The sequence below is a fragment of the Vibrio sp. L5-1 genome (assembly GCF_021728315.1).
Classification (GTDB): domain Bacteria; phylum Pseudomonadota; class Gammaproteobacteria; order Enterobacterales; family Vibrionaceae; genus Vibrio; species Vibrio splendidus_K.
Genome location: NZ_JAKKCQ010000001.1, coordinates 1,516,870 through 1,542,852, shown reverse-complemented (window position 1 = coordinate 1,542,852; position 25,983 = coordinate 1,516,870). Strand labels below are relative to the sequence as shown.

Annotated in this window: 24 protein-coding genes; 7 read left to right on the top strand and 17 right to left on the bottom strand. The window is 45.0% G+C overall.

The features are described 5' to 3' along the window. Positions 1 to 165: 165 nt before the first annotated feature. Positions 166 to 750, bottom strand: coding sequence for a hypothetical protein (locus L3V35_RS06430; protein WP_054546278.1), 585 nt, complete (start codon positions 748 to 750; stop codon positions 166 to 168). 420 nt (positions 751 to 1,170) lie between these two features. On the opposite strand from L3V35_RS06430, the gene raiA reads away from it, so the two are divergent. From raiA to L3V35_RS06415, 3 genes are all read left to right on the top strand, one after another. Further along, positions 1,171 to 1,527 carry a ribosome-associated translation inhibitor RaiA gene (gene raiA, locus L3V35_RS06425; protein ID WP_004733000.1) on the top strand — a complete coding sequence of 119 codons (357 nt, stop codon included), beginning with the start codon at positions 1,171 to 1,173 and terminating at the stop codon, positions 1,525 to 1,527. A 299-nt stretch (positions 1,528 to 1,826) separates the two neighbouring features. Continuing rightward, the gene (locus L3V35_RS06420) at positions 1,827 to 1,982 is read left to right on the top strand and encodes a DUF3012 domain-containing protein (protein ID WP_004732998.1); all 156 of its coding nucleotides are present in this window, start codon (positions 1,827 to 1,829) and stop codon (positions 1,980 to 1,982) included. 109 nt (positions 1,983 to 2,091) lie between these two features. Further along, positions 2,092 to 2,871, top strand: a complete 780-nt coding sequence (locus L3V35_RS06415; RefSeq protein ID WP_237298893.1) for an HAD-IIB family hydrolase — start codon at positions 2,092 to 2,094, stop codon at positions 2,869 to 2,871. A gap of 170 nt (positions 2,872 to 3,041) precedes the next feature. On the opposite strand, the gene phnE (L3V35_RS06410) is transcribed toward L3V35_RS06415, so the two are convergent. The 12 genes from phnE (L3V35_RS06410) to L3V35_RS06355 all read right to left on the bottom strand — a co-directional run bounded on the left by phnE (L3V35_RS06410) (position 3,042) and on the right by L3V35_RS06355 (position 16,667). Then, positions 3,042 to 3,845, bottom strand: coding sequence for a phosphonate ABC transporter, permease protein PhnE (gene phnE, locus L3V35_RS06410; RefSeq protein ID WP_004732994.1), 804 nt, complete (start codon positions 3,843 to 3,845; stop codon positions 3,042 to 3,044). Next, entirely contained in the window at positions 3,845 to 4,669 is an 825-nt protein-coding gene (phnE, locus tag L3V35_RS06405; protein ID WP_054546276.1) for a phosphonate ABC transporter, permease protein PhnE, read from the bottom strand. The genes phnE (L3V35_RS06410) and phnE (L3V35_RS06405) overlap by 1 nt, the downstream gene beginning before the upstream one ends. Continuing rightward, positions 4,657 to 5,427, bottom strand: coding sequence for a phosphonate ABC transporter ATP-binding protein (phnC, locus tag L3V35_RS06400; protein WP_004732991.1), 771 nt, complete (start codon positions 5,425 to 5,427; stop codon positions 4,657 to 4,659). The genes phnE (L3V35_RS06405) and phnC overlap by 13 nt, the downstream gene beginning before the upstream one ends. Before the next feature lie 128 nt (positions 5,428 to 5,555). Next, the gene (gene phnD, locus L3V35_RS06395; RefSeq protein ID WP_004732989.1) at positions 5,556 to 6,596 is read right to left on the bottom strand and encodes a phosphate/phosphite/phosphonate ABC transporter substrate-binding protein; all 1,041 of its coding nucleotides are present in this window, start codon (positions 6,594 to 6,596) and stop codon (positions 5,556 to 5,558) included. A 300-nt stretch (positions 6,597 to 6,896) separates the two neighbouring features. Continuing rightward, complete coding sequence (locus tag L3V35_RS06390; protein ID WP_054546275.1) at positions 6,897 to 8,117, bottom strand: glycerophosphodiester phosphodiesterase family protein; 1,221 nt, start codon at positions 8,115 to 8,117, stop codon at positions 6,897 to 6,899. A gap of 291 nt (positions 8,118 to 8,408) precedes the next feature. After that, positions 8,409 to 9,761 carry a sigma-54 dependent transcriptional regulator gene (locus L3V35_RS06385; protein WP_054541528.1) on the bottom strand — a complete coding sequence of 451 codons (1,353 nt, stop codon included), beginning with the start codon at positions 9,759 to 9,761 and terminating at the stop codon, positions 8,409 to 8,411. After that, positions 9,758 to 11,731: an ATP-binding protein gene (locus tag L3V35_RS06380; protein ID WP_054546334.1), complete on the bottom strand. Its 1,974-nt coding sequence runs from the start codon at positions 11,729 to 11,731 to the stop codon at positions 9,758 to 9,760. Before L3V35_RS06380 ends, L3V35_RS06385 begins: the two co-directional genes overlap by 4 nt. Positions 11,732 to 12,113: 382 nt before the next feature. Beyond that, complete coding sequence (gene dgcA, locus L3V35_RS06375; RefSeq protein ID WP_054546274.1) at positions 12,114 to 13,100, bottom strand: N-acetyl-D-Glu racemase DgcA; 987 nt, start codon at positions 13,098 to 13,100, stop codon at positions 12,114 to 12,116. A 57-nt stretch (positions 13,101 to 13,157) separates the two neighbouring features. After that, positions 13,158 to 14,165, bottom strand: coding sequence for an N-acetyltransferase DgcN (dgcN, locus tag L3V35_RS06370; protein WP_237298891.1), 1,008 nt, complete (start codon positions 14,163 to 14,165; stop codon positions 13,158 to 13,160). A 91-nt stretch (positions 14,166 to 14,256) separates the two neighbouring features. Continuing rightward, positions 14,257 to 15,147, bottom strand: a complete 891-nt coding sequence (locus L3V35_RS06365; RefSeq protein WP_237298889.1) for a LysR substrate-binding domain-containing protein — start codon at positions 15,145 to 15,147, stop codon at positions 14,257 to 14,259. An 84-nt stretch (positions 15,148 to 15,231) separates the two neighbouring features. Next, positions 15,232 to 16,068 carry an SGNH/GDSL hydrolase family protein gene (locus tag L3V35_RS06360; RefSeq protein ID WP_237298888.1) on the bottom strand — a complete coding sequence of 279 codons (837 nt, stop codon included), beginning with the start codon at positions 16,066 to 16,068 and terminating at the stop codon, positions 15,232 to 15,234. An 86-nt stretch (positions 16,069 to 16,154) separates the two neighbouring features. After that, on the bottom strand, positions 16,155 to 16,667 hold the full coding sequence (locus L3V35_RS06355; protein ID WP_017076500.1) for an RNA methyltransferase: 513 nt from the start codon (positions 16,665 to 16,667) through the stop codon (positions 16,155 to 16,157). 275 nt (positions 16,668 to 16,942) lie between these two features. Here L3V35_RS06355 and L3V35_RS06350 point away from each other — a divergent pair, with 275 nt between their 5' ends. Continuing rightward, positions 16,943 to 18,604, top strand: a complete 1,662-nt coding sequence (locus L3V35_RS06350; RefSeq protein WP_017076501.1) for a methyl-accepting chemotaxis protein — start codon at positions 16,943 to 16,945, stop codon at positions 18,602 to 18,604. 172 nt (positions 18,605 to 18,776) lie between these two features. On the opposite strand, the gene L3V35_RS06345 is transcribed toward L3V35_RS06350, so the two are convergent. After that, entirely contained in the window at positions 18,777 to 19,448 is a 672-nt protein-coding gene (locus L3V35_RS06345) for an endonuclease (RefSeq protein WP_237298887.1), read from the bottom strand. A 4-nt stretch (positions 19,449 to 19,452) separates the two neighbouring features. Next, complete coding sequence (locus L3V35_RS06340; protein ID WP_017088293.1) at positions 19,453 to 20,322, bottom strand: LysR family transcriptional regulator; 870 nt, start codon at positions 20,320 to 20,322, stop codon at positions 19,453 to 19,455. 262 nt (positions 20,323 to 20,584) lie between these two features. Between L3V35_RS06340 and L3V35_RS06335 the strand changes: the two genes are divergently transcribed. Continuing rightward, positions 20,585 to 20,932, top strand: coding sequence for a DUF3316 domain-containing protein (locus L3V35_RS06335; RefSeq protein WP_114635660.1), 348 nt, complete (start codon positions 20,585 to 20,587; stop codon positions 20,930 to 20,932). 154 nt (positions 20,933 to 21,086) lie between these two features. Here the strand turns inward: L3V35_RS06335 and L3V35_RS06330 are convergent, their stop codons facing one another. Further along, positions 21,087 to 22,724 carry a methyl-accepting chemotaxis protein gene (locus L3V35_RS06330; RefSeq protein ID WP_237298886.1) on the bottom strand — a complete coding sequence of 546 codons (1,638 nt, stop codon included), beginning with the start codon at positions 22,722 to 22,724 and terminating at the stop codon, positions 21,087 to 21,089. A gap of 261 nt (positions 22,725 to 22,985) precedes the next feature. On the opposite strand from L3V35_RS06330, the gene L3V35_RS06325 reads away from it, so the two are divergent. Continuing rightward, positions 22,986 to 23,411, top strand: coding sequence for a DUF3010 family protein (locus L3V35_RS06325; protein ID WP_010432976.1), 426 nt, complete (start codon positions 22,986 to 22,988; stop codon positions 23,409 to 23,411). 106 nt (positions 23,412 to 23,517) lie between these two features. Here the strand turns inward: L3V35_RS06325 and L3V35_RS06320 are convergent, their stop codons facing one another. Then, the gene (locus L3V35_RS06320) at positions 23,518 to 24,417 is read right to left on the bottom strand and encodes a DMT family transporter (RefSeq protein WP_054546268.1); all 900 of its coding nucleotides are present in this window, start codon (positions 24,415 to 24,417) and stop codon (positions 23,518 to 23,520) included. A gap of 130 nt (positions 24,418 to 24,547) precedes the next feature. On the opposite strand from L3V35_RS06320, the gene L3V35_RS06315 reads away from it, so the two are divergent. Then, a complete protein-coding gene (locus L3V35_RS06315; RefSeq protein ID WP_054546333.1) occupies positions 24,548 to 25,975 on the top strand; it encodes a PLP-dependent aminotransferase family protein in 1,428 nt (475 codons plus the stop codon). The last annotated feature ends 8 nt before the right edge of the window (positions 25,976 to 25,983 follow it).

Here is a 25,983-nt window from a genome sequence, read left to right as displayed (position 1 = left end):
AAGAAATCCGCTGAGTAATATGTTTTTTATCAATTACAAAGACAAGCCGCGCATGCTAACACAACGAGCGGTAAATTGTCAGAAAAGTGTGAGTTTCGTCATGTTTTGGTGGGCTTTAAAAAAGCGCCTAGCAAAAACTGGGCGCTTTTTTTACATTGAACTGAATTACTTAGGCGCTAGCTCATAGTTTTCTTGCATCTCATGAGGGGCAATCCCGTACTCATAATCCGCCAAGTAACCATCCTTATAGACCTTCATTCCCTTCTCATCCCAGCTCACTTTGATCATTGCCGTGTTGCCATCTTCACTGCCTAACAGCTCAAGAATTTCAGCATCGATCTTAATCGCTTTAATGGTTTTAATACGCTTAAAGGGCTTAAATTCAGTGGTTGAGGTTGGCAAAGATCCGTAGCTGCTGATCCATGTCTCTTTAGGTACTAGCCATTGGTTGAAAACATCATCCACAATCGCTTTCGGCATGCTTGCGATAACAACAGAATCTGTCATTACGTTATTTGTCTCGATGCTGTAACCGCCCTCACCGTCTGAAACATAGGTAGGGAAATCAATGCCAATTTCAGACTCTGCTGGCAAACGACCTAGAGTGACCGACTTCTTAACGTACAGTTCTGCCGTTTCAAACTGCTGCATGATCTCTGGAATTTTCTGAAACTCAACAGGGGCAGCAAAGGCATTAAAAGCGAAAGAAAGGGAAGCTGCGATTACAGCGAATTTAACAGGCATTTTCATGTTAACGGATCCAAATAGAAGATGGCAGTTAGAGTATCCCGTACTAAAATTCATCTCAATATCTCATTGTTCTTTATATCAGTAATTGTGATATAGGCAGAGCAGATATGTTTTGTTCACTAAAATGGATGTGGATTTATAAAAGCAGACTAGAATAAGTATTTGGAGTGATGCGTGATTAGGGCGATAAAAACTAAGTTGAAAGAGTGAATTGGAGTAATACTTCAAAGGTGAGGGATTTTTAAACACGTTTGAAATTCACGAAACATAATATGCGACCAGTTCATCGGACTTTCAAGGGAGTAATGGGAGATTATTTGATAACACTGAAGTGAATCACACATGTGCTATTTCGCAGTTGGTTAAACTCACCGATGTTTGCTACGTTTAAATGACACAGTCATTGGAAAGGTATGATTTATGAAAATAAATGTTCAAACACATCACGTATCAATTAACGACGAGTCACGCAAAGACATCGAAAGTAAATTCGAGAAGATATCGAACCATTTCCCATCACTGATCAGTTGCGACATCATCATTACTAAAGAACACGGTCAACATCAGGTAGAAGTATTCACCAACTACGAAGGTGTACGAGTAACAGCAAAATCTACAGACGATGTTATGTACCCAGCTATCGCTGCAGCACTCAAGAAACTTGAAGCAGGCTTAAGTAACCGTAAGGGACAATTGAAAGCAGACCTACACGAGAAACCAACGAGCACGAAGCCAGAAATCGCTTCGGACATCATCCAAGAGATGAAACTGGTATAACTCGACAAGTAGTTAAAGCGCACTAACGAATAGAAGCGCACAAGAATTTCAAAGCCAGCACATGTTGCTGGCTTTTTCGATCTACCCCTCAATTTCTTTATCAATCTATCACTTTATCACTTTATCACTTTGATTTTGCCTATCGCGACGGTCTAACCCCCCCCTTCGCTTCCCATCTTAGAACCAAGCCCAACTCTATATCGTTTTTAGCAAACTTATGTCACTGGCTGCTATAACAATCGCTAGTCGTATTTGGTACAGTTATAAGCAGAAATTTAGAGAATAAAGGAATCTTTATTATGAAAAAAATCGCGCTAATTCTATTTCTAGCGACTCAACTGATGGCTTGTACAGAAGTGGGCAGTGAAGCTTGGTGTACAGATATGAAAGAAAAGCCGAAAGGCGACTGGACTGCCAATGAAGCCGGTGATTTTGCTAAACATTGTGTTTTCTAAACACGGTTAAGCTTTAATTAACGTCACTTAGTCAGACTGAGAGAAAGACGTTTAACGACGAACAGAGCACTCCACGCAACACAATAAACCCGAATAAGTGAGTTTGAGGATGGAACACCAACTAGGTAATGACTGGCAACACATCAACTGGGTATTAACCGACGTCGATGACACGCTCACTTGGCAAGGTTCACTCCCTCCAGAAACCCTGATTGCGTTACAAAAGCTGAGAGACAATGGAATCAAAGTGGTCGCTGTAACGGGAGCCTGTGCTGGTTGGTGTGACCATATTGCGCAGCTTTGGCCTGTCGATGCCGTGCTTGGAGAGAACGGCGCCTTCTTACTAGAGAAGCAAGATGGTGCATTACAACTCTCATCTGAAACACCGCTAGAACAAGTGCGTCAGAACCAAGCAAATCTAAAACAAGAAGTTGAAGCGATCTTGTTGAGTTACCCCGACCTATCGCTAACTTTGGATCAATCTTACCGCTTGTGTGAGGTCGCGATTGATATCGGCCAAAACCGTAAGCCTGTTGATCCTGAAACTGTTCAAGCCGTACTCGAAAGAATACACGCTTTAGGCGCACACGCGACGGCAAGTTCGATTCATATCAATGCTTGGTATGGCGAACACTCAAAGAAAAACGCCGTGCACCGTTTCCTTACTAATAAAGGCTTATCGCTTGAGCAAATCCACAATCAAGCCTGCTATGTCGGCGATTCAATGAACGATCAACAGATGTTCGAATCACTACCACTCACCGTTGGCGTGGCAAACATTAAGCATTATTGGGATAAGTTAGATCATCATCCAAGTAAGGTGATGTCGCAGTCAGGTGGCTATGGGTTTGCAGAATTTGTGGATGCGCTGCTGGCAGTTAAAAGCTAGACACTTAAAAACGAGTCACGCCCTTCTAACAAGGTCTCAGGTCACTCAATAGACATAAAAAAACGACCGCTAGGTAGACCGAAGTACCTAGGGTCGTTTGAGCTTCAAAATGCTAGATAAGCTCTTAACTTTGACACATCACACAAAACACGCTGCATTGCACCATATGTTTATATGAGTTTGTTACGGATGTGGATCACTACGGCTTCTGCAACGATAACCACTGCGAAGATACTCACTAATACCATCGAAACTTTTTGCCACTCAAAAAGGTTCTGCGCATCGTTTAGCACCACGCCAATACCACCAGCGCCCACTAACCCCAATACCGCAGATTCACGCACATTGATGTCCCAACGGAACAACACGATGGAGTAGAATGCGGGCATCACTTGTGGCCAATACCCTTTAAGCAAGATGCTCATCCAAGAAGCGCCGGTTGCGCGCAGAGCTTCGATAGGCCCCATGTTCACTTCGGCAATCGCTTCCGCTAACAGCTTCCCTACAAAGCCGATACTGCGAATGGCAATTGCCATAATGCCTGCGAGAACACCGGGGCCAAATAGTGCGATAAACAACAAAGCCCAAACCAATGAGTTCACAGAACGTGAAGACACCAGAAAGAATTGAGCCACCCAGTTCAGCGCTTTATTAGGTGTGATATTTGGCGCGTTCAACAACGCCAACGGAATTGCAAATATCAAGGTAAACAAGGTACCTAACGTCGCAATGTGCAGTGTTTCAATCATCGCTGCGTGGATTGATTCAGGATAGAAAGCGTAGTCCACTGGCACCATACGCTCGAACATATCAGCAAACTGCGCTGGCGCGTCGTATAGGAACTCAGGAATCACTTCAACCGTCTGCCAAGACCAAACAATCGCGCACACAAGGCTAAGGTAAACGGCAAATCGAGCCACGCGTTCGTTTGGTGTAAAGCGCTGCCACTCTTTATCGATAGATGCTGTTGTCATTAGAAGATTCTCCTAACAATGTTGGAAAGAAATTCACCCACAAGAATCAATGCGATAATGGTGATCAAAATAGCGGCAACAAAGTCGTAATCGAAGCGTTGGAATGCAGAGAAAAGCGTACCACCAAGGCCGCCCGCACCCACAATGCCAACCATGGTTGAGTTACGTAGATTTGAATCAAGCTGGTAACTAGCAAAGCCAATAAAACGAGTAAATACTTGAGGCATTACCGCATACAAAATGACGCTGATAAAACTGGCACCGGTTGCTTTAATCGCTTCAACCGGTTTAAAAGAGATCTCTTCAATCGCTTCAGCAAAAAGCTTGGCAATAAAACCAATCGATGCGAAGACCAAGGTCAGGATCCCAGCAAGAGCACCGAAGCCCACCGCTTTCACAAATAGGATTGCGATGATCACCGGGTGAAAAGAGCGACATAGTGCGATGAAACAACGTATTGGCGTCGATACGATTGAAGGCATCATATTTCTCGCAGCTAACAAGCCCAGAAACAATGAAATAACGATGCCAAAGAAGCTTGAGATAATCGCAATTTGTAAGCTTTCCGCTAATCCACTCAGCAGTAAGCTAGTACGCGAAAAATCAGGCGGAAACATTCTTGATAGTAACCGCTCACTTTCACCAAAACCGATGACCAAACGATCAAAGGTTAGCCCTAACGTCGAGAAACTGTAAAACAGATAAGCAACTATCGCAGCGATGATTGCTCGGTTAGTCCATGAGATTTTGAATGGGTTTTCATGCTTCGCTGGCGACTGGTTTGACGGTACGCTTGGCGATGAACTTGGGGTTAATCCAGCCATGACTCACCCCCGTAAATGATTTTTAGATCTTCTTCTGAGATCCCTTCAGGGCTACCGTCATAATGCACTTTACCGTTACACATGCCGATGATGCGCTTGGCATAACGCTTGGCTAAGTTCACATCGTGGATGTTAACCAACACGGGAATGTTTTTCTGTTCTGCGAATGTCTCCATCAACTCCATGATCTCAACCGCGGTTTTCGGGTCGAGTGATGAAGTCGGTTCATCCGCCAATAAGATATATGGGTCTTGCATAACGGCGCGAGCGATACCGACACGCTGTCTTTGGCCGCCCGATAAACTGTCGGCACGTTGGTTAGCAAAGTCTTGCAGGCCAACAAATTCAAGTAACTCGAACGCTTTTGCTAGGTCTTGCGCAGAGTAGTTGCGACGCCATGCATTCCAAGCGGTCATGTAACCCAAACGGCCACTCAACACGTTCTCGATAACCGTTAAACGTTCGACAAGGTTATATTCTTGAAACACCATGCCGATGTGTCGACGCTGTTTACGTAGCGCTTGGCCTTTTAATTGAGTCAGGTCTGCGCCATCAAATATGATCTCACCTTGGCTTGGATCGTTGAGTCGGTTGATACAGCGTAGAAGTGTACTTTTACCTGTACCAGATGGACCAATGATCGCGATGATGCCTGGTTCATCGATATCAATATTAATGCCTTTAAGGATTGGCTTGCCTGCCACATATTCGTGGAAAAGGTTGTTTATCTTTATTCCTTCATAGCTTGCTACGGCCATACTGCATTTCCTTGTGCGAATTTTCGAATGATCTATGCCCTACCCGCGAGGGCATAGATATTTAGTTGAAGTAGGTATTTTAAAAGGGCTAAGTCTTTCTAAAACTTAGCCTTCTAATAGAAAAAGAGTTAGCCGTTGTTTGCTTGTTTTGCTAGCTCAGCTGCTTTTTTCTTTGCGCGTTTAGCCGCATCTTTTTCAGCCAATTTCTTCAGGCCTGTTTTGGTGTAAGCCGTACCTGTCGCATGAGCGATATCACGAATCACATCCCACTCTTCTTTGTAGCTGATTGGCGAGAAACGATCTGCACCTTTAAATGATGCGCTCATCTCTGGTGTAAAGCGGTAGCTAAAGAAAGCTTCGTTGATCTTCTCAACTAGCTCTGGTTTTAAGTTGTACGCGTAACCAAAAGCAGACGTTGGGAAACGAGGGCTACGGTAGATGATCTTCAGTTCAGAATCGTCAACACGACCTGCTGCTACCATACGATCGTACACGTCCGATGCCACAGGTGCTGCGTCATAATCTCCATTGAAGACACCTAGAATCGATTGGTCATGCTTACCTGAGTAAAGCACTTTATAATCTTCATCTGGCACTAGGCCTTTCGCTGGGAATAACGCACGTGGAGCTAGGTTGCCAGAGTTGGAAGATGCAGAAGTGTGTGCAACCTTTTTGCCTTTCAGATCAGACATTTTGTTAATGCCGCTATCTTTACGCACAATCGTGATTAGGTTGTAGCCTTGAAAACCAGACTCATCGCCCTTCACCGCAATTGGAACGTAACCTGCCAAGTTAACTGCGTAGCCTGTTGGGCCCGTAGAGAAACCAGCAACGTGCAGTCGACCAGAACGCATCGCTTCTACTTGCGCAGAGTTCGAGTGAACTGTGTAGTAAATCACTCGCTTACCTGTAATTTTACTTAGGTGAGCTTGGAAATCCGCAAACGCATCTTTGTACAACGCAGGGTCTTCTACTGGCGTGTAGGTAAACACAAGCGTACTTGGGTCATTCCACTCATCTGGGTTCTTTGGTGAATCGGCCACCAAATCTTGGTTTTCATCACAGTATCGATCGTCTAACACACCACGACTAGAGCAGTCGCTTGCCATAGCCATTGAAGGAAGTAGTAATGAGCTAGCGATTAACAGTCCTTTAACACTGATTTTCATATTCAAACCTTACTTTTACTTATTGTTGAAAGTCACCTTAGCTACTGCAGCCTTCGTGCCATATTTTTATTTACTAAATTTCAATAACTTACAACAAAACTCAAACTAGCCAAGATCTTTTGAGTCATTCGTGTCCAACTAAAAATCCATCATTTGGGTCATTTCTGTCCCACCAATTTCAGTGGTAAAAAAAGAGCCCGAAGGCTCTTTGGTTCACTGCTTTTTCTCTTATTATTCTTTGGCTAAGCGCTCTCTATACAAACGCTATAATTAGCGACGTAACAGCGCTCTCAGAATCGCCTATGCGTCGCTGTCCATGCAGTTAGCGTAATAAGTTACCGTTGCAGGCCAGTCGCTGAATACACCCATCACACCCACATCTTGTGCCAGCACATCAAGCATTTTCATCATATCGCCATCATTGTTGATGCCGTCCTTCACGCTCTTGTAGTACCAACCACCGCCTTGCGCTAGCGGGCCAGAACGTTCCAGTGTCCATGCGATAATGTCGAGGTCTGCATCCTTAGCCAGTTTCGCGTAGTTAGACGCCACTAATTCGTTGTTCTTATCAAGTTCAACCAAAGCAAACAGAGGTGGTGCGATGATATTCACACCCGCATCGTGCAGTTCTTTCATGTTCTCAACAGACGCGACAAAGTCCGTTTGCTCATAAACACGGTCATCAAGGTAAACCGCTTGTTTGCCGAACTTCGGCGTTTCATTGATCCAATACTTCACATCATCCAAGTTAAATGACTGTAGGTAAGTCTCAGAAGGCTTGAAACCCGCCTCTTTCAGTTCATCCACCAACTTCTGCGCGTACATCTCTTGGCTAAATCCATTGAAAGGCATGTCTACTGCTGCCGATTTCAATTCAGGAGTCACTTTCACGCCGTGCTCTTTAAACAGTGCTGCACTTTCTGCGTGCGTCATCAGTGTCCCACTTTGACTGTAAAGATCGGTTCTCCAACCTGGAGTGCCGTTCATGTACTCTTCAACCGTGGTGGCTTTTGGATTCGCACCATCCATTTTACCTTTGAGCGTCTTAAACTCAGCCAGCGTGAAATCAGAAGTACGGCACTCAACCTGAGCATCTTCGCCTGTCGTTGGATTAGCTGGTGTAAACGGGGTTGAGCACTTCTTAGCAAGATCTGGGTGCGCTAATACATCGGTCGTCGTGTGTAGATCACTTTGCGAGTGACGACATACCAACGCCTTATCTTTGGTAAAGGTCACATCACACTCTACAACACCTGCGCCCATTTGAATCGCCGCTAAATAGGATTCCTTAGTGTGCTCAGGAAACTGCATCGCAGCTCCGCGATGCCCAATAGAAAAATCACTACGATGAAAAGGTCCTTCGCTGCAACTCAACAGCTTAGTTTTCAAAGGGCTCTCATCCATATTGTTGACTAAAAAGAGGGGACGAGGTCCTAAGTTTGCTGGTTCTGCAGCGGCCCATGCCGTTATTGAACTCATGCCTAATATCAGAGCAATCGAACCTTTCAGTATTTGCTTCATGTTTGTATCTCCTTGCAACAAGCAATTATTTTTCTAATGTCCTTTATTCGATCATTCAATGTTGGATAACCGTCATATGTTTTTTTGACTCAACACTGAATAACCTCATGTGGGCTGACGCCACAATGTAGGGATTGCACGCTTTGTGCCAGATGTTAAAGCTCTTTTATTACAATCACTTGAAACAGTTAGCCATTCGACTAAAAACCAAATGGGTCATTGTTGTCTTGTGCTTTTTCTTTTGGCTTTGGTTTTGCTTTTGGTTTTCCATTTAACAAACACCTGAACGAATTAAGCTTTGAAACTCTCTTTATCCAATTGGTGTTTCTTCATTTTTCGATAAAGGGTTTTACGCGGTAAATTCAGCTTACTTGATACCTCGTTAATGTTACCTGCGCTTTCAATTAGCGCTTCCGTCAGTACATTCCTTTCGTACTGCTCCATCTGCTTTTCAAAGGCGAAATCTTCTCCGGACGCTTCACAAATTGGCGATTGAAGATCGAAGCCATCACCGACGATACCCAGCACAAATCGATCAGCGACATTACGTAGTTCACGTACGTTACCCGGCCATTCATGCCGACATAGCTGCTGTATCTGCTCGGGGTAAATCGTCGATGGGCGCGTCTTATATTTGTGGCTCGCTTGAATCACAAAGTGGCGAAACAGCACCTGAATGTCTTCTTTTCGTTGGCGCAGTGCCGGAAGGTTTAAGCTTGCAATGTTCAAGCGATAAAAGAGATCGGCTCTGAATTCCCCAGACTCACTCAAGCTCACAAGATCGGCTTTACTGGCTGCGACCACGACAATGTCGACAGGTATCAACTCATTACCACCAACACGCTCAATCATTCGCTCTTGAATCACACGCAGTAGTTTTATTTGTACCGCAATCGGCATGCTCTCAATTTCATCGAGAAACAGAGTACCGCCATTGGCTTGTTCTATTTTGCCAATGCGCTTCTTGTTCGCGCTAGTAAACGAACCCGCTTCATGGCCAAACAACTCACTCTCAATAATGCTCTCTGTCATACCACCACAGTTAATCGCGACAAATGGCTTAGTCTTACGACGACTGAATTGATGCAGAGCTTGAGCTATCACCTCTTTGCCCGTTCCCGTTTCTCCGTTGATGATGGTATCGACTCCGGTATGCGCTAAAGCGAGCACTTGCTTACGTATCGTATCCATCGCTTTTGATTGGCCAATAACCACAGATTCAATCGGTAAATCCTCCTGCCCATCGCCATCCGAGGTTGACGGGCAACTGTGCTGACACTGGGCAATCGCCAAATCAAGCTTCTCCACCAGCTCACTCGAATTAAGCGGTTTTTCCAGAAAGTCGAAAGCGCCCAGCTTCATCGCTTCGATCGCCATTGGGATATCGCCATGACCACTCATCAATAAAACGGGCACATTCGGGGCACGGTGTTGGATTGAGCTCAACAACGTCAAACCGTCCACTTTCGGCATGCGCACGTCACACAACACAACCGACTGACTGTTTGCTTTAAGCGACTTTAGGCCAAGGTTGGGATCAGTAAAGGTGGTGACACTAAACCCTTCTAGCTCTAACATTTCGCTCACGGCTTCGACGACATCTATTTCATCGTCGATAAGAACTATGTGTTTTTCTGAAATCATGAACCTGTGCCTTTTGGTAGAGTGACGATAAAGGTGGTGCCTTGGTGTTCAACCGATTCCACGTGAATCGAGCCGCCAAAATCTTTTATTATGTTGTATGCGATAGACAAGCCGAGCCCGAGCCCTTTACCTGTTGTTTTGCTGGAATAAAATGGGTCAAACAAATACGGGATATCTTCTTCAGGTATGCCCAGTCCGTTATCCTTGACCAAAATCTGCATGGTGTTCGAAAGCTCTTGCGTTGCAATACTAAGTTGAGGCTGCTCTTTATGCTCAATCGCATCCAGAGCATTGCTGATGAGGTTCACCAGCACTTGTTCCAAGCGTATGCTGTTGGCTCGAACCATCTGGTAGCTTTGGGGCGAATATTGAATCGATACTGGGCTCTGTCTGGTTTCAAACAGATCAATCGCATCGCCAATCACCTTCTCTAGTTCCACATTATCAATCTTGCCGTCGCTCTTACGTGAGAAGGCTTTTAAGTGACGAGTTATCGCAGCCACCTTTTCTAGCAGGACTTCGATCTTTTTAAGATTCTCTTGTGCTCTGTCTGGTCTATTTTTACCGAGCCAAAGCTGAGCACTTCGAACGTGGCTATTCACAGCCGTCAGAGGTTGATTGATCTCGTGAGTTATCCCAACACTGAGTTGCCCCAATGCAGCCAGTTTTCCGGCTTGGATTAACTCATCTTGAGTCACTCGCAGCTTAGCTTCGGCTAGGGTGCGCTCTTCCACTTCAGCTTCTAATTTTCGGTTGGTTTGCTTAACGACTTTGGCCGTGGTTTGGAATACCTTTAGGTACTTGGCCATTTGCGTCACTTCGTCTTTGCCACGAATGGACACTTCGGTATCTAAATGGCCGGTAGAAATCGCAAACATGTTGTCTTTAAGCTGTAAAAGTCTTTCCAAAATGCTCTTACGCACGTAGAACCATGAAATAGCAGCGGCAGCCAACACGCTAAATAGAGAAAGGAAAAGAGAGAGACGCTGGTTAGATTGCAAAGATTGCTGCGCCTGCTGAATCGATTGGTCAATATTGCTATTCACCTTGCTGGTGTTGCTTTCGATCTGCACGGTTAATTGGTTCAAATGCTCGCGGCTGTTTTGCAGGAAGTATTGCTCTTGATAAAGATGATCGAGCGCTTTGTTTTTCATTCCATACAAGCTGCTATCGCTTGAGGCAAGGTTATAAATCACCGTGAGTTGATGATCTAATTGAGGAAAATCACTTCTTAAATCACCACTGACCCAGAGCTTCCACCACTCTTCCCCTACCTGCTCTAATCGCAAACTGGTGTAATCCAGTTCATTAAAACTGGAGTCGTTATACAGCTTTTCGACCAAGCCTAATTGGTAATAAAGCAGAGACTTGAGCTGTGTGTACTGGATTTGATCTTTGGCAGACTCTGGCAAGTTATCGAGTGAGTCACTGGCTTGCTGCAATAGAGGGTAAAAACCTTCGAGCAAATTACGAAGCTCTTGGTTGAGCTGTTCTGACTCAATTTCACTTTGATACAACAAGCTAAGGCTGTTATTAACTTGAGCGATAAGATCTTTAAAATAGGAGTGATAGTCCGGGAACTGAACCATAACGCTATTCATCACGGAAATAGCGTCTTCGATTTTTAGCATCGCCTGTTTGCGCTCTAAATTCGATTCAGCGTCACTGAGCTGAGAAGATGTTGTGATAATCACTCGCACCATATCATTAAGGCGTGCAGCATTATCTAAGGCCGGGATTTCACTCTCCTTTAGCTCAACAAGACGTTGGTTTAAATCATCGAAAGTAAAGCTGGAGACAACCGAGAGGAAGATAGTAGTCATCGATAGCATGGCTAACGCAAGTACCAAGCGCAGCTCAATACCTTTCCAACCAAACCACTTACGACGTGGGATTTTGATCGAGAACGGGCGCTCGAAACTATCCTTATTTTCTACAACCTCGGAGACATGACTACTCACTCGCCCCACCTTCTTCTCATCAAACAATCAACAGGAACTGTCAATGATTCAATTAGTTAGGGTGTGAGCCTTACTTAGGTTTGCATCGAATAGCTTTAGTGAAACTATTAAATGAAGAGTAATCATTAACATTTCACATAAGATATCATAACAATTGTTTTATAAAACTTGAGCTGTCTGTTTTGCGATGATAGAAAGTGACCGCACCGACAGAAACGTGATTACTTTATCAATACGCCCGTAAATCATACGAATAGCGCGCTCAATCAAGCAGTAAAAACCTTTGATTATTTAATAAGTTAAGGACTAGAGATCTAAAAAATCGCACAAGCTTTCACTCGTGCGATTTCATTTATGCCATGTCCATCGACTAACCCGAGGCTCAACGAACTTAGAGAATAATCATCCCATCGCGATAAGTCAGAGCAGGAGAAACGTCTTGGCCAAGTAAGACTGGGCCATCAAGGTCGACGATTTCAGATTGAACGGCGATAGGCAGAGCTGCACGCATCGCCAAAGAAGTACCAAGCATACAACCAGACATCAGCGTAAATCCTAGCCTTTGGGCTTCTTCTGCAAGAACCAATGCTTCAGTCAAACCACCCGTTTTATCGAGCTTGATGTTGACCATTTCATACTTACCCAACAACGATGAGAGCTGTGAAGTGGTATGACAGCTTTCATCAGCACACAGTGGGATCGGGTGCTTGATGTGTGCCAGTGAAGCATCATGTTGCTGTGGAAGAGGTTGTTCGATCATCGCAATATCAAACTCTGTTAGTTGATTAAACAACTCTTCGAGATTCAGCCCCGTCCACGCTTCATTGGCATCCAGTACAATCTGAACATCTGCCGCAGCTTCTCGTACCGCGCGAACACGCTCTACCACTTGCTCTCCATCAAGCTTCACTTTCAGGAGTTTTGCCCCATTTTCGACATAGTCTCGAGCCTGAGTCGCCATGGCTTCTGGAGTGCCAATCGAGACTGTCATTGCTGTCACGATTTGATTCGGTAACTCAAACAGGCTATTTGGGAAGACCTGGTCATGTTGTTTGGCTTCAAGCTCCCAAAGCGCACAATCGACCGCATTTCGCGCTGCCCCTCCGGTCAATAAAGACTGAAGATGATCTCTTAGCTCTGCCGGAGCGGTAACGCCTCGCTCAAACATACCTTCAAGAGCACTAGACGCTTGTTGGATTTGCGCTAACACAGACTCCGATGACTCGCCGTATCGTGGATAAGGCGTGCATTCGCCCTGAGCTTGTTTGCCATCATGTTCAATGTAAACACGAACAACGTGACACTCAGTTCGGCTGCCACGAGAGATGCGAAAAGGCGTTTGCATCGCGATAGTAATGGGTTCTGCTGTAATCTTCATAATTTCACTCGGTTGATGTTCGCTTTAACAAATGGAAACGTAGAAATGATGAAGTCGTTAAAGTGAATGTCGCAAATGATCAGTAATGTGTTGTACACCAAAACGAACTGGGTCCGTCACGGGTACTTGATAGAGTGTGGTCCATTGTTGGCATAATGTCTCAGCGTCTTCAGTGCTAATCGCCGACGTGTTCAAACAAATGCCAACCAGTTTCACGTCTGGATTCGTCAATCGCGCGGCTTGCAAGTTAGCTTCGATCGTCTGTTCAATCGTTGGCAATTGCGCATGAGGAAGGTTACGAATATGTGGTCGCCCGACTTCATGGCACAACACCAAAGCATCAGCTTGTGCGCCATGTAAAAGACCCAAACTCACGCCTGCAAATGAAGGGTTGAACAAAGAACCCTGCCCTTCAATGATGTCCCACTCATGGTCAGTAAATTCGGGGCTAATCGCTTCAACCGCGCCGGAAATAAAATCCGCAACCACAGCATCAATCGAAATCCCGCTACCTTCAATCAAGATACCCGTCTGTCCTGTCGCTTTAAACTGAGCTGACGTTCCCACTTGTTTAAGCGACTTTTCGATCGCCAACGCCGAGAACATTTTTCCTACTGAGCAATCTGTTCCGACCGTGAGAAGGCGTTTACCTTGTCGTGGTTTGCCGTTACCAACCTTTAGATCACCATCAAAATGGCGTACATCATGAAGCTTAGTCAATCCTTGTTGTTGCATGTCAGCAAGCGGTGAAAACTCGCTCAAGCGCTGGTGCATGCCAGATGCAATCTCAAATCCCATTTCTGCAGCTGCCATTATGATTGGCTGCCAAGAGTCAGGAATAACGCCCCCCGGATTTGCAGTGCCAATCACTAGCGTTTTCGCACCCTGCGCTTGCGCCTCTTGCAAGGTCATGTCCATTAAGCCCAGTGAAACGGTATCTCCCGTTAAACGCAGTTGGCCTAGGCAGATTTCTGGTCGCCACTGGTGAATACCGCGAGCAGTTTTCGCGGCGAGCGGGTCAGTAACATCCCCAAGAAAAAGAAGGTAAGGTTGAGCGATAGACATGAGTATTCCTAATTAATGAATCCTTGTATGGATTTACTCTAATTAAGAACTTGGAAGCTGCCGAATACCTATTTATGGCGAGCCTATAACCTTAAGTTATAGGGTGAGTATGGCTCTTCAATGAAGCGATAAATTGCTTAACGGAAATCGACTGAGGGGTGTGCTCTGCGCAAAGCATCGATACCGAGAATTGGATATCTGGTTGAAGTGGCAACACACAAACCGAATCGTCATTTTGATACTGCTCTGCCGTCCAAGGATCCACAATCGCAAACCCAGCTTGATATTTAACTAATTCAGCAGCCGCACTATATCCACGCACAGATATTGGATGATGATAATGCTCATCTCGCGCAATAAGGCTTTGATGTAACAGCAGACCTAATGGATCGCGGCTATCGAGCCCGATGATCGGCAACGGATAATTGATCAGATCATCGAGGGTTAACTCTGCAGGTAACCGAGCAGCCGTATCTGCTGGAACCAAAACCTTAAGTGATTGGGTCAACAAGGTTTCAGCCAATATCGCCGGCGGCGCTTCATCTCCAAACGCGATAGCGATATCTAACTCATGCTTTAACAACCCTGCACACAGTTCATCACGGTTGGCAGTCAGTAACTCAAAAGAGAGCTCTTGTACGCGAGACATTTGGGCTATCACCGGCGTAAGTAATTTAGTCGCCAGTATCGGTGGCGCACCAATGCGCAAGTGTTGATGACCTTGCTTGACTTTGTTGGTCAAAGAACGGAACTGCCCCAATTGCTGATAGACCTTTTCCGCTTCTGGCAGCAAGGTTTTCGCTTCAACTGTTGGCACTAATCGCCCTTTAACACGTTCGAATAAACCGAAGCCAAGCTGTTGCTCGGTGTGCGCCAGAATACGGGTAACATTGGGTTGTGACACATGCAGATTACGCGCCGCTCCGGATACGGTACCGGTCTGCATAATGGCGTAGAAGACTTCCAACTGTCTTAGGTTCAAATCAATGTCCTTTTGGGTTCACTTACCTATTTAACTGTTTAAACACTTATCTAATCAGCTATCTAATCCGTTACCTGAGCGAGTTTATTTTAATAACGCTTCTATCTTAGGTTGGAGAACCTCAGCCCAAACTTGATAAGCCTTAGCATTCAAATGCAAGTCATCACAACTGTACTCATTGGATAGTAATTGATTCGGTGCTAGCACACGGTTTACATCCAAAAACTCGATATCATGTTGTTGGCAATAAGCCTGTAGTCTTTTATTGAGTTCTGAAACTTGAGGATTCAACCCTTGCAGTTTATTGCCTACGTGCAGCGTTGATTGAACAAGAACAGTAATACCTTGAGCTCTCCATGTTGTCAGTATCTCAACATAGTTCTGATAGATATGATCAACGCTGTAACCTTGTGCAAGATCGTTAATTCCCGCCATAAAACACACCAGCTTTGGCTTCACGTTCAACGTGGTATCAATACGGCGCAACATACCCGTTGTGGTATCACCCGCCAGGCCACGGTTGACCATTGAGACATCACGGAAAATATCCGCCCACGGAGCCCACTCAGTGATCGAATCACCAAACACGACTAGATCCGATTTTGGCGAAAAATGACGGTGATTATCTGATGTCATGATGTAGCGACTCATACTGTGGCCTCGCTGTTGAATCTCAGATTGGATTGCGACCGATTCTAGGATTTCACTATCAGACGTGGTGCTATCGAATTGAGCCAGTAATCCTTCAATGTGAGGCTTGAAAGGGCTAAGACGAGTATTTAATTGATGCTGTTCTTTAAGGGAAGATAATCGCTCTAATAAAGCATATAAAGAGTGGTTTTGACCGACTTCTTGGAATAACTGGTATAAATCGAGGACAGGATTTTGTTGTAGCGCGGCAAGTAATTGCTTGTCTTCCATGGTGTTATCTAACCCTTCAATTATCTGGTGGTGAACTCAGATAATATCCGATTGCATGAGGGATAGATAACACTAGAAGCGGAGAATTACTTTTCTTTGACTAATAAGTGGTTACGATTATCACGGCTTTTCTTAATAAGCTCGTTGCTCTCGTCCATTTCATCCGATTTCGCAAGGCGATCATAAAGTAGCACGTTGACCGTCGCAGCTAGATTCATACAGCCTACCGTTGGTACATACACAACGTGATCGGCTCTATCTGCCACATCTTGAGAAATAGAACCGTCTTCAGGGCCAAAGATATAGATAGCATTTTCCGGGTGTTTAAAACGCGGCAATGGCGTTGCGCCTTCTGCTAGTTCCACACACACAATTTGTGTTTCTGTATCAAGGTTATCTAAAAATGACTCGACACTAGTCAGCGGAATAGTGCGCGTTGCACTCTTAGTATCGGTATGGAATTTAGCGGCTTTTTCGTAGCGTTGCCCTGTGTATTTAACTTCGTCGACTTGGTAACAACCAGCCGCACGCATAACAGCACCAACATTCGTCGGGCTCTTTGGGTTAGTTAAACCAATAGTCACATGGCTTTTGTTCATGAATTTTCTCACTTAACGAATAGACATAGCAGGGTGCTACAAAGCGTCGCATTCTAACAAAGCAACGTTCAATTCAAAAGCACATAAACGATCCTCATAGTTATGCGCACTGCCCTTGATTACATAGGCCTGCGAGCAATAAAACAGAACCACCTTCATATTTACAAAACAAATGCCATTTAGGGTAACAATTAAACAACAAGTTCATTTACATTTTGAAACCACATTAATAATCTGTTGAAAACTGCATTGGACAATCGCACAGGAACCGTGACATGACCCTAACCATCAAGAATCGCCTCTATATTCTCTCCTTCATACCCTTGTTGCTAATGGCAATCGGGATGATGAGCGTGACTTATATGAAGAGCACCGAGCTAACGGCTCAGCAAGTAGAATCGACGCGTAGCAATATGATGGCGATGAAAGAAAAGGAACTCAAAGCGTATCTCCAAATGGCCTACTCTTCGATAAGCCCATTTTTGGACAGAGGGGCAACGCTTGAAGAGGCTCTACCAACACTGAGAACATTAGAATATGGCGAATCTGGATATATTTTTGGGTATGACTCTAAAGGTGTCCGAGTCGTTGTTGGGCAAAGTAACGATGGCATTGGTAACAACTACTTCGACCTACAAGACAAGAAAGGTAACTACTTAATCCGCGACCTCATTAAGAACTCCAAACTGGGTGAATTCACGACTTACTATTTCCCAAAACCGGGGCAATCTGTCGCGCTACCAAAGCTAAGCTACTCAGTATTTGTTCCACAGTGGGACTTAATGCTTGGTACTGGCTTCTATACCGATGATATCGATGCTGTTATTGCAGAAATGAAAGAGAGCTCGAATGTCGCTCTACAAAGCTCATTAACTGCTATCGCAATTTTCTGTGGTTTGATTGCCCTTGTCGTTGCTGTATTCGCTGTTGCTGTGAATCGTACGATCATGCAGCCACTTGAGCAGTTTGACCGTTCGATTAGCGCTTTTGCTAGTGGTGAAGCCGATTTAACCGCACGAATGGAAGCGTTCAAAGCACCAGAGTTCACTAAGCTCAGCGAAAACTTCAATGCCTTCGTTGCTAGCCTGCAAACCATCATTCGTAGCGTAAGTGATGTGGGCCAGCAAGTCGTATCAGAAACCAGCAGCATGTCTTCTCGCGCCGCACAGGTTGACGAGATTGCCACAGGCCAACGTGAAGAAACAGAACAGGTCGCGACGGCAATGACCGAGATGACCACGACGGCACAAGAGATTTCAAGCAATGCAAGTCAAGCAGCAGACTCAGCCAAACAAGCGGAAAACAACGCCAAAGAAGCTCAACAGATTGTTAATGCGGCTGCAAACTCGGTTGCAGGCCTTGCCAGCGAAGTATCAGAAGCGAACACTGTGGTATCTAGACTTGAAGGTGATGTACAAAACATCTCGTCTTCACTGACAGTCATTCAAGATATTGCAGAACAAACCAACTTGTTAGCACTGAATGCAGCGATTGAAGCCGCACGTGCTGGTGAGCAAGGACGTGGATTTGCGGTGGTAGCGGATGAGGTACGTAAACTGGCAAGTCGTACTCAAGAAAGTACGGGCGACATTCACAAAATGATTCAACAACTAAAAGCCGCTTCAGATGCCGCCGTAAAGGCCATGGATTCGAGTCAAAATAGAAGTGCTCAAACCGTAGAAGAAGCGAATGCCGCTGCTGCAGCACTGGCGAAAATTCAGGCGTCGATTGATACCATCATGGACATGAACTCGCTTATTGCAACCGCGACTGAACAACAAAACATTGTAGGCCAAGAGATATCACAACGTATTGTCGTGATTTCAGATCAAAGCTCACAATCGGCATCACTGGCGAATCAAAACCGTACAGGTAGCCAGAACCTAAACAGCCGCGCGAATGAGCTTTACCACTTGGTGGATCGCTTCACGGTTTAATACATTTTCAGTCTAGTTAATAACAAGCAAACGCTACTTAACTATAAACGTTTTCGCACTACATAAAAGTTTTCGCACCACATAAAAAACGGGCTTCAGAATCACCATTCTTAAGCCCGTTTTTTATTCCAATGATATATTGATACAGTAAACTCGTTGAGTCGAACTAAAGTCAAACTCCTGCCTTAGTACAACCTTGATTCAGTGGGCAATGTTCACACTTGGGCTTTGGGTTACAAAACTGCTGGCCGTGCTCTACCAATAAGCCATGATAGTAAGCATACCCTTGTGTATCCAACGGAATCACACTCTCCATCAAGGCTCGGAATTTCTCATACGATTTAGGGACATCAAGCCCGTTGCGAGTGAAGATCCTTCTTGCGTATGTATCAATCACAAAAGAAGGTTTACCTATCGCGTACACCAGAATCGCGTCAGCCGTTTCACCGCCGATTCCTTTGACTTCCAATAGCTCTTTTCGCAACTGATTCTTATCTTGCTGCTTCACTACTGACAGATCGTATTCATAACTCGCAAACCATTCCGTAACAGCCTTTAATTTGATGGCTTTTTGATTGTAATACCCACTGGAACGTATCTTCTGCGCAAGCTCATCAATATCCATCATAGCAACGGCTTTCGGATTACAGTCTTCTCCAAGGTTATCTATCGCCTTCTCTGCATTCTTCCAATTGGTGTTCTGAACCAGAATAGCGCCAAGCATTACCAGGTAAGGAGCATCCGTTTGCCACCAATCAAAATAGCCATAGTGCTGCTCAAGTGTATCGAACACTCTGAGTATCAAGTCGTTTGGACTGATTGCATTACGGTGGCTTGGCGTCATAGAACTAGTCCAATTGCTCAGACAGGAAGTCCACCAGCAAGCGAACCTTTGAAGACAGGTTACGGTTCTGCGGATAAAGCGCCCAGATCCCTTCTTTATCGTCTCGGTAATCGGATAGCACCTCAACCAACTCTCCCGACTCTAGATCTTCACTCACGTAATATTCTGGCAGTTGAACCAAGCCAATGCTCTGTTTAGCGGCGTCCAATAAGGCTAAGCCACTGTTACACCTAATTCGTCCATTAACACGAACCGAACGCGGACGACCATTTTCCTTGAAGCGCCAATGCTCAAAACCACCCACTAAGCATTGGTGATGACTCAATTCAGAGAGCGTATGCGGCTCACCATAGCGTTCAATGTATTCAGGGCTTGCACATACATAAAGCTGTCGCTGCGATAACTTCTTTGCGACCAAGCTTGAATCTTCTAAGCGGCCAAGGCGAATCGCCACATCAACACCAGAATCGATGAGATCGAGCTTTTGATTGGTCAGCATCAGCTCAAGTTCTACTTGTGGGTGAAGCTTTAAAAATTGATGAAGTATTGGAGCGAGTTGGCGCTCACCATAGGTCACAGGCGCAGTGACTTTCAGTAAGCCTTTTGGCGTGGATTGCATCTGCGTGACCGCAAGCTCAGCAATTTCTAAGCCTTCAACCAGCAACTTACACTGCTGATAATAGAGTTGCCCAGCCTCTGTAAGAGAAACCTTACGCGTCGTTCGATTGAGCAGTTTCACCGCGAGTCGTTCTTCGAGATTTGCTACTCTACGACTGATTTGAGCCACCGACGTAGCGAGCTTCTGCGCCGCACCGGTAAAGCTTTCACGCTCTGCCACTGCAACAAACTCACTTACCCCTTCCCAATTGGCCATGTTTTTACCTTATGCTGAACGATGGTTACCCAGACAGTGTATTGAAGATAGATATCAGTGTCACCTTGCTTGATATGCGCTGTTCATAAATGGTCTTCATCTACAATCGTTCAAAATCAATACAACCAACACCTGACATTTCTCCATATTCCTTACTTAATACTAACAAAATCGGCTTTTATCCTGACACTCATCTTACCACTTCATTGGTATGTTGGTTCTGTACCGGAACACAGGTATTCCAACAAAGTAAGGTAATCCTATGAAAAAATTAATCATACTTGCATCAACTCTTGTTCTCAGCACCACAGCGTTTGCAGCAACTAAAACAACGATTCAAGAAACAACGCTAAAGTCTGATACATTTGTTACTGAAGCGGAAGCATACGATGCAGGCACGAACCTTATGGATGAGTTAGGCACAAAAACTTCTTTTGAGCTTTCAAGAGAACTGCCACAGTTCCAACAAACAACAAAGTACGATTCGTTCAAGATTGATGACGCGAATATGGAAGTGAAGAAAATCACGAATATGAACGGCGACATTCATTACCAAGCGAACGTAAAAGTTGACTACCGTTACACATACAAAGACGGTCGTAGCAGCTAACACCGAATGATTGATTAGGTCTAAAAACTGATCACCTAGTCAAAAAAAAGCCCGCACTCATAGAATGCGGGCTTTTTTGTCGTTCAGCTATGATCAATGGGAGCCAGAGCGAGCAACCATTGTCAGCTCATGTTTATCTGCTTATTTTTGAAGATTAAACCTCAAACTGAGATACAAGGCTATCAAGCGCTTCACACTGTTCGGCCAATGCCATGCAAGCATTCTCAGCGCTGCTCGCCATTTCAACCATTTGCATAGTGCTTTCTGCGATGCGTTGAACATTCTTGTTCACTTCTTCAGACACTTGAGACTGCTGAGAAGCTGCGGTTGCGATTTGTGTGTTCATGTCATTCATCTTGCCGATTGAGTTACGAATCTCACTCAGTGAAGACGCCGCAGTTCCTGCCTGAACAATGGTTTTCTCGCCACTCACTTTGCTTTCAGTCATCACGCCAACCGCGTGTTTAGCACCCACTTCTAAGCGTTCAATCATTGATTGGATTTCACCAGTGCTGTCTTGAGTTTTACTCGCCAGCGCTCTTACTTCATCTGCGACTACGGCAAAACCACGGCCTTGCTCACCGGCACGAGCGGCTTCAATCGCCGCATTTAATGCAAGCAGGTTGGTTTGCTCTGCAATGCCTTTGATCACGCTAAGAATTGAAGCTATGTTCTTCACATCGGTATCCAGCTCTTGAACCACGCCACCCGCGTTCTCGATATCTTGCGCAAGGCGTTCAATAGAAGTCACGGTTAAACCCAACGTCGTATCTGCCGATTCCACTTCATGATTGGCAACGTTACTTGCAGTTGCGGCATCCAGTGCATTACCACTGACCACTTCGCTAGTTGCTTGCATTTCATGAACCGCTGCCGCTACGACTTCACTTTCTCTCTGTTGGTTCGATGAAAATTCAGCAACACTTTGCGTGAGCGATTTGATGTTTTCCATCTCGCCACGTACTGCGTTCGATGTGAGAATAACTTGTTCCACGGTTACATGAATCTTGCCAACAAACTGGTTAAATGCGGAGCTTAAGCGAGCAATTTCGTCGTTGCCTTCAACCTTCATGCGTTGAGACAAGTTACCGTCGCCCGATGCGATCTCATTCATCGCTTTCTCTACGTTCTGGATTGGTTGGACGATAAAACGGTTAGATAACCACATCGCAAAAAGCGCAGCGAAAACAGCGACCGCCATTCCCACTTCAATGATCAACTTACTTGATTCGATAGAGTCAGCAGCTTGCTGGCGAAGCCCTCTCTGCTTCTGTTCAATCAGGGTTCTGATATCACGAAGCTGAACACGAATGATTGAAAACTCAGCGTCTAATGCTGGTGAGTAATTGATGTTATATTGGTATGCGTTGGCAGGATCTGCAAACATTGGCTCATGCAGCGCCACCCACTTGCTCATCGCGTTCACAAGCTTTGACAACTCACCGCGAGAAGAAGGATCCAGCACACCCGCTGTATATAAAGTTTCCACACTTTCAAAACGAGGAACCGCTTTGTAAGCGTTGTCTTTAAATTCAAATTTTTGGTACTCAATCGCCGCTTGGTCTTTCGCGAGTAGCAGACCTTGAGCAGAAGCAATAACTTGGTAAATGTCACGATACCCATCTTCCAAATTGTCTAGCACGGGCTGAACCACATTATTCAGCTCATGGTTGATCGCAGCCTGAGCATTAGATCTAATGACATTAAGCACAGTAACAGTCGAGAAAACAATCACGATTACCATTAGTGGAATCGCAATTTTACTCTTAATAGATAGGTTGTTGATACTCATAAGGGGGTTAATAACCACACAGTAAATAGGGACGCGCGCATAATATACAGTATCAATTTAAAAGCTAGCTAAAAGTTTGTGAACCTAGTCGCATAGCAAACGTTACCCTTGAATCGACTGTCTATTATTTATCCAAAGGTCAACTTTAAAAAGTAGAGCCAAAGACGTTTTTGCACTTATTTACCACAGACATGCTCAAATACTGGAGAAGTAATGGAAATAGCACCATAATGTACGGCTCAAAAGTAAATAGGTATGAACATGAAAATTTGTGGTGTTGAAATCAAAGGTAACGATGCTGTCATCTGTCTTCTTTCTCTGTCAGATGGTGTATTTAATATCCCTGATTGCCGAGTTTCAAAGGTTGCGATTAGCGACGCAAACGACACGCAGAATATGAAAGACTTTCAATTCTCTTTTGCAAAGTTAATGGAAGATTACCAAGTAGACAAAGTTGTGATTCGTCAACGCCAAACTAAAGGCAAATTTGCTGGCGGTGGCTTTGGTTTCAAACTAGAAGCAGCAATTCAACTGATCGACGGCCTAGACGTAACCGTTGTATCACCTGCTGACATCAAGGAGAGCCTTAAGCGCAACCCTCTTATGATGAAGTTCAAAGAAACTGGCCTTAAGCAATACCAAGAAGCACCGTTTACAACGGCTTACGCTTGCTTGATGCAGCGCTAATCAATAGTCGCTAGCCAATATTTGATACAGAAAGAGCCTGAATATTCAGGCTCTTTTTTGTTTCTATCACTCGGCTTTAAACCCAGTTAGTTTTGATGAAATACGCTTACCGCTCTAACGCTGTTCGCCTGCGAGCCTTGATCCATTCTGGCTTCTTCACCACCAGATAAACAGCAGCGGCAGACAAAGCGAAGCCCATTGTGCCGTAGATATCGAACGACTCACCAAAGATAAGCCAGGCTTGAATGGCTGTCGTCGGTGGCACCAAGTAAAACACCGATGCCACACTTGAAGATGCACCGTGCTCTACCATGTAAAGCAGCAAAAGGATGGCAACACAAGACAGAACAACCACCAGCCAGGTTAGAGTCAACGTGAATTCTACCGTCCAGTTCACTTGCATCGTTTCGTAACGCATTGCAAACGGTAGAAACAGCGCAGCAGAAGCCAAGTATTGCACCATCGCACCGCCGACCATATCTGTCCCCTGACAAAAACGCTTCTGATACAGAGTACCGCAGGTAATACCCACTAAAGAAACCAAACACAACAGCGTTGCCAAGCCTTTTTGGTCGTCTGACTGCCATTCAATATTGCCCATCAGCACCAAACTGATACCCGCAAAGCCGAGCGCTAATCCCAACCACTGTGCAAAATTAAAACGCTGTGAGGTACAGCTAATCATAATCAAGGCAGTCAAAATCGGTTGTAAGCCTACCAGTAAAGAACTCAACCCGGCAGGCATACCCATATCAATCGCCAGATAGGTGCCACCAAGGTAGAAACCATGAATCAAGATGCCGACCACACAAGCATGGAAGAATGCACGACCACGAGGGATACGACGCTTAAGGATTGCAATCAAAACCAAGAACAGCGCTACGTTGGCCACCATCCTCAGTGAGAGTAATGTTGCGGGTTCCGCGAATTCCACACCAAGACGTGCGCCGACAAAACCTGACGACCACAATATTACAAACACAAACGGAATCATTTTAATCAGCATTACAAACCTCTGGTCAACTCTTCATCAATGCTGTTACCTTAGTTGGGTACAGATAACTAATAAAGATACAGATATAACACTTTAAATGGTTACAGATTAAGAGTGAGCAACGAGGGAGAAAAACGTGGAAGTGGAAGCAGAACTCAGCGGCAATAAATATCTTGCTACCGAACAACATATTAAGGCTCAGATCGATAAGGGACTCTTTCATCCAGACGATCGCCTTCCCTCAATCCGTCAACTAAGCGAACAGCTTGGCGTGAGTAAAAATACCGTGATTCGCGCCTATCAAGAATTGGAAGCAACGGGTTGGGTTTACTCAGTACCTAAATCTGGCTATCGCGTAAAGACACCGAACACCACCAACTGGGATACACCAAGCCAACCTCAAAAAGTGGACCTCTTGTCTGTCACCAAATCGGTACTCTCTCGCCCGAAAGGCCGCCTGAAACTGTTGGCAGGTTCTGCGCACCCGAACATAAACAACCCTGCGATTCGTAGCTTGTATGCCGAGATTGGCCGCCACAGTCGATTACAAACTCAATTGCCCGGTTATTACCAATTACCTCCCGGCGATGAGCAATTAGTAAAGCAATTGTTAAAGATCACCCATGATCTAGGCGTACCTGCGGGATCGAAAGAGATTGCGATTACTCATGGTGCTCAACAGGCGATCAGTTTGGCATTACGTGCGCTCACCAAGCCCGGTGACATCGTGGCGGTCGAGTCGCCCTGTTACTTCGGTAATCTACTTTTACTTGAATCACTTGGCTTGCAAGCCCTTGAAATACCAAGCAGTGTTAGCCATGGCATTGATATCCCATCACTACAGAGTGCGTTGGACAAATGGGAAGTGAAGACGCTGCTGCTAACACCAAACTTTACTAACCCAACCGGCTCAAGAATGCCATTGGCGAATCGAAAAGCATTACTGGAGATCACCGGATCTTTACCAATTATCGAAGACGATGTGTTCGGTAGCTTGGCGTTCGATACACCAATCGCTAGCCTCAAAGAGCTTGATGACCAAGATAGAGTTATCTACGTGAACTCTCTATCCAAAACCTTAGACTCTCGCCTACGAATTGGTTGGTTACTCTCGGGGCGTTACCAAGCTCAAGTCGAAAAATATCTACTTTGCGACAACATGGGCAGTTCCAATCTCATGCAATCGGCGGTCGGACAGTTTCTCACCACAGGCAAATACCGCAGTCACCTGTCCAAAATGAAACGACTCTATCAAACCAATCAAAAGCAGTTTCAAAGCTTGTTAATACAAGCATTGGACAGCTATCCTCATATGGAAGGGCATTATCATTTATCGAAGCCAGAAGGCTCTTTTTTAAACTGGATAACACTGCCGGAATCGGTCGACAGTTATGCCGTTTATCAAGATTGCTTGAAACATAAACTAGGAATCTTACCCGGCACCGTTTTTGGTACGCACGATCAATTCAAGCACTGTTTGCGCTTTACTGTGGCTAACATTGAAGAGAGTAAAGATTGGAAAGAAGGGATAGTGACGCTGGCGAAATTGATCGCTAAACATGCACGCTAAATACTCAC

Coding starts and splice junctions, on each gene's coding strand:
- L3V35_RS06335 (WP_114635660.1), top strand. CDS start 20,585: ATGAAAAAATTAATCATACTTGCATCAACTCTTGTTCTCAGCACCACA.
- raiA (WP_004733000.1), top strand. CDS start 1,171: ATGAAAATAAATGTTCAAACACATCACGTATCAATTAACGACGAGTCA.
- L3V35_RS06340 (WP_017088293.1), bottom strand. CDS start 20,322: ATGGCCAATTGGGAAGGGGTAAGTGAGTTTGTTGCAGTGGCAGAGCGT.
- L3V35_RS06390 (WP_054546275.1), bottom strand. CDS start 8,117: ATGAAGCAAATACTGAAAGGTTCGATTGCTCTGATATTAGGCATGAGT.
- L3V35_RS06415 (WP_237298893.1), top strand. CDS start 2,092: ATGGAACACCAACTAGGTAATGACTGGCAACACATCAACTGGGTATTA.
- phnD (WP_004732989.1), bottom strand. CDS start 6,596: ATGAAAATCAGTGTTAAAGGACTGTTAATCGCTAGCTCATTACTACTT.
- L3V35_RS06360 (WP_237298888.1), bottom strand. CDS start 16,068: ATGGAAGACAAGCAATTACTTGCCGCGCTACAACAAAATCCTGTCCTC.
- L3V35_RS06320 (WP_054546268.1), bottom strand. CDS start 24,417: ATGCTGATTAAAATGATTCCGTTTGTGTTTGTAATATTGTGGTCGTCA.
- dgcN (WP_237298891.1), bottom strand. CDS start 14,165: ATGTCTATCGCTCAACCTTACCTTCTTTTTCTTGGGGATGTTACTGAC.
- phnE (WP_054546276.1), bottom strand. CDS start 4,669: ATGGCTGGATTAACCCCAAGTTCATCGCCAAGCGTACCGTCAAACCAG.
- L3V35_RS06350 (WP_017076501.1), top strand. CDS start 16,943: ATGACCCTAACCATCAAGAATCGCCTCTATATTCTCTCCTTCATACCC.
- L3V35_RS06345 (WP_237298887.1), bottom strand. CDS start 19,448: ATGACGCCAAGCCACCGTAATGCAATCAGTCCAAACGACTTGATACTC.
- L3V35_RS06430 (WP_054546278.1), bottom strand. CDS start 750: ATGAAAATGCCTGTTAAATTCGCTGTAATCGCAGCTTCCCTTTCTTTC.
- phnC (WP_004732991.1), bottom strand. CDS start 5,427: ATGGCCGTAGCAAGCTATGAAGGAATAAAGATAAACAACCTTTTCCAC.
- phnE (WP_004732994.1), bottom strand. CDS start 3,845: ATGACAACAGCATCTATCGATAAAGAGTGGCAGCGCTTTACACCAAAC.
- dgcA (WP_054546274.1), bottom strand. CDS start 13,100: ATGAAGATTACAGCAGAACCCATTACTATCGCGATGCAAACGCCTTTT.
- L3V35_RS06355 (WP_017076500.1), bottom strand. CDS start 16,667: ATGAACAAAAGCCATGTGACTATTGGTTTAACTAACCCAAAGAGCCCG.
- L3V35_RS06330 (WP_237298886.1), bottom strand. CDS start 22,724: ATGAGTATCAACAACCTATCTATTAAGAGTAAAATTGCGATTCCACTA.
- L3V35_RS06385 (WP_054541528.1), bottom strand. CDS start 9,761: ATGATTTCAGAAAAACACATAGTTCTTATCGACGATGAAATAGATGTC.
- L3V35_RS06420 (WP_004732998.1), top strand. CDS start 1,827: ATGAAAAAAATCGCGCTAATTCTATTTCTAGCGACTCAACTGATGGCT.
- L3V35_RS06325 (WP_010432976.1), top strand. CDS start 22,986: ATGAAAATTTGTGGTGTTGAAATCAAAGGTAACGATGCTGTCATCTGT.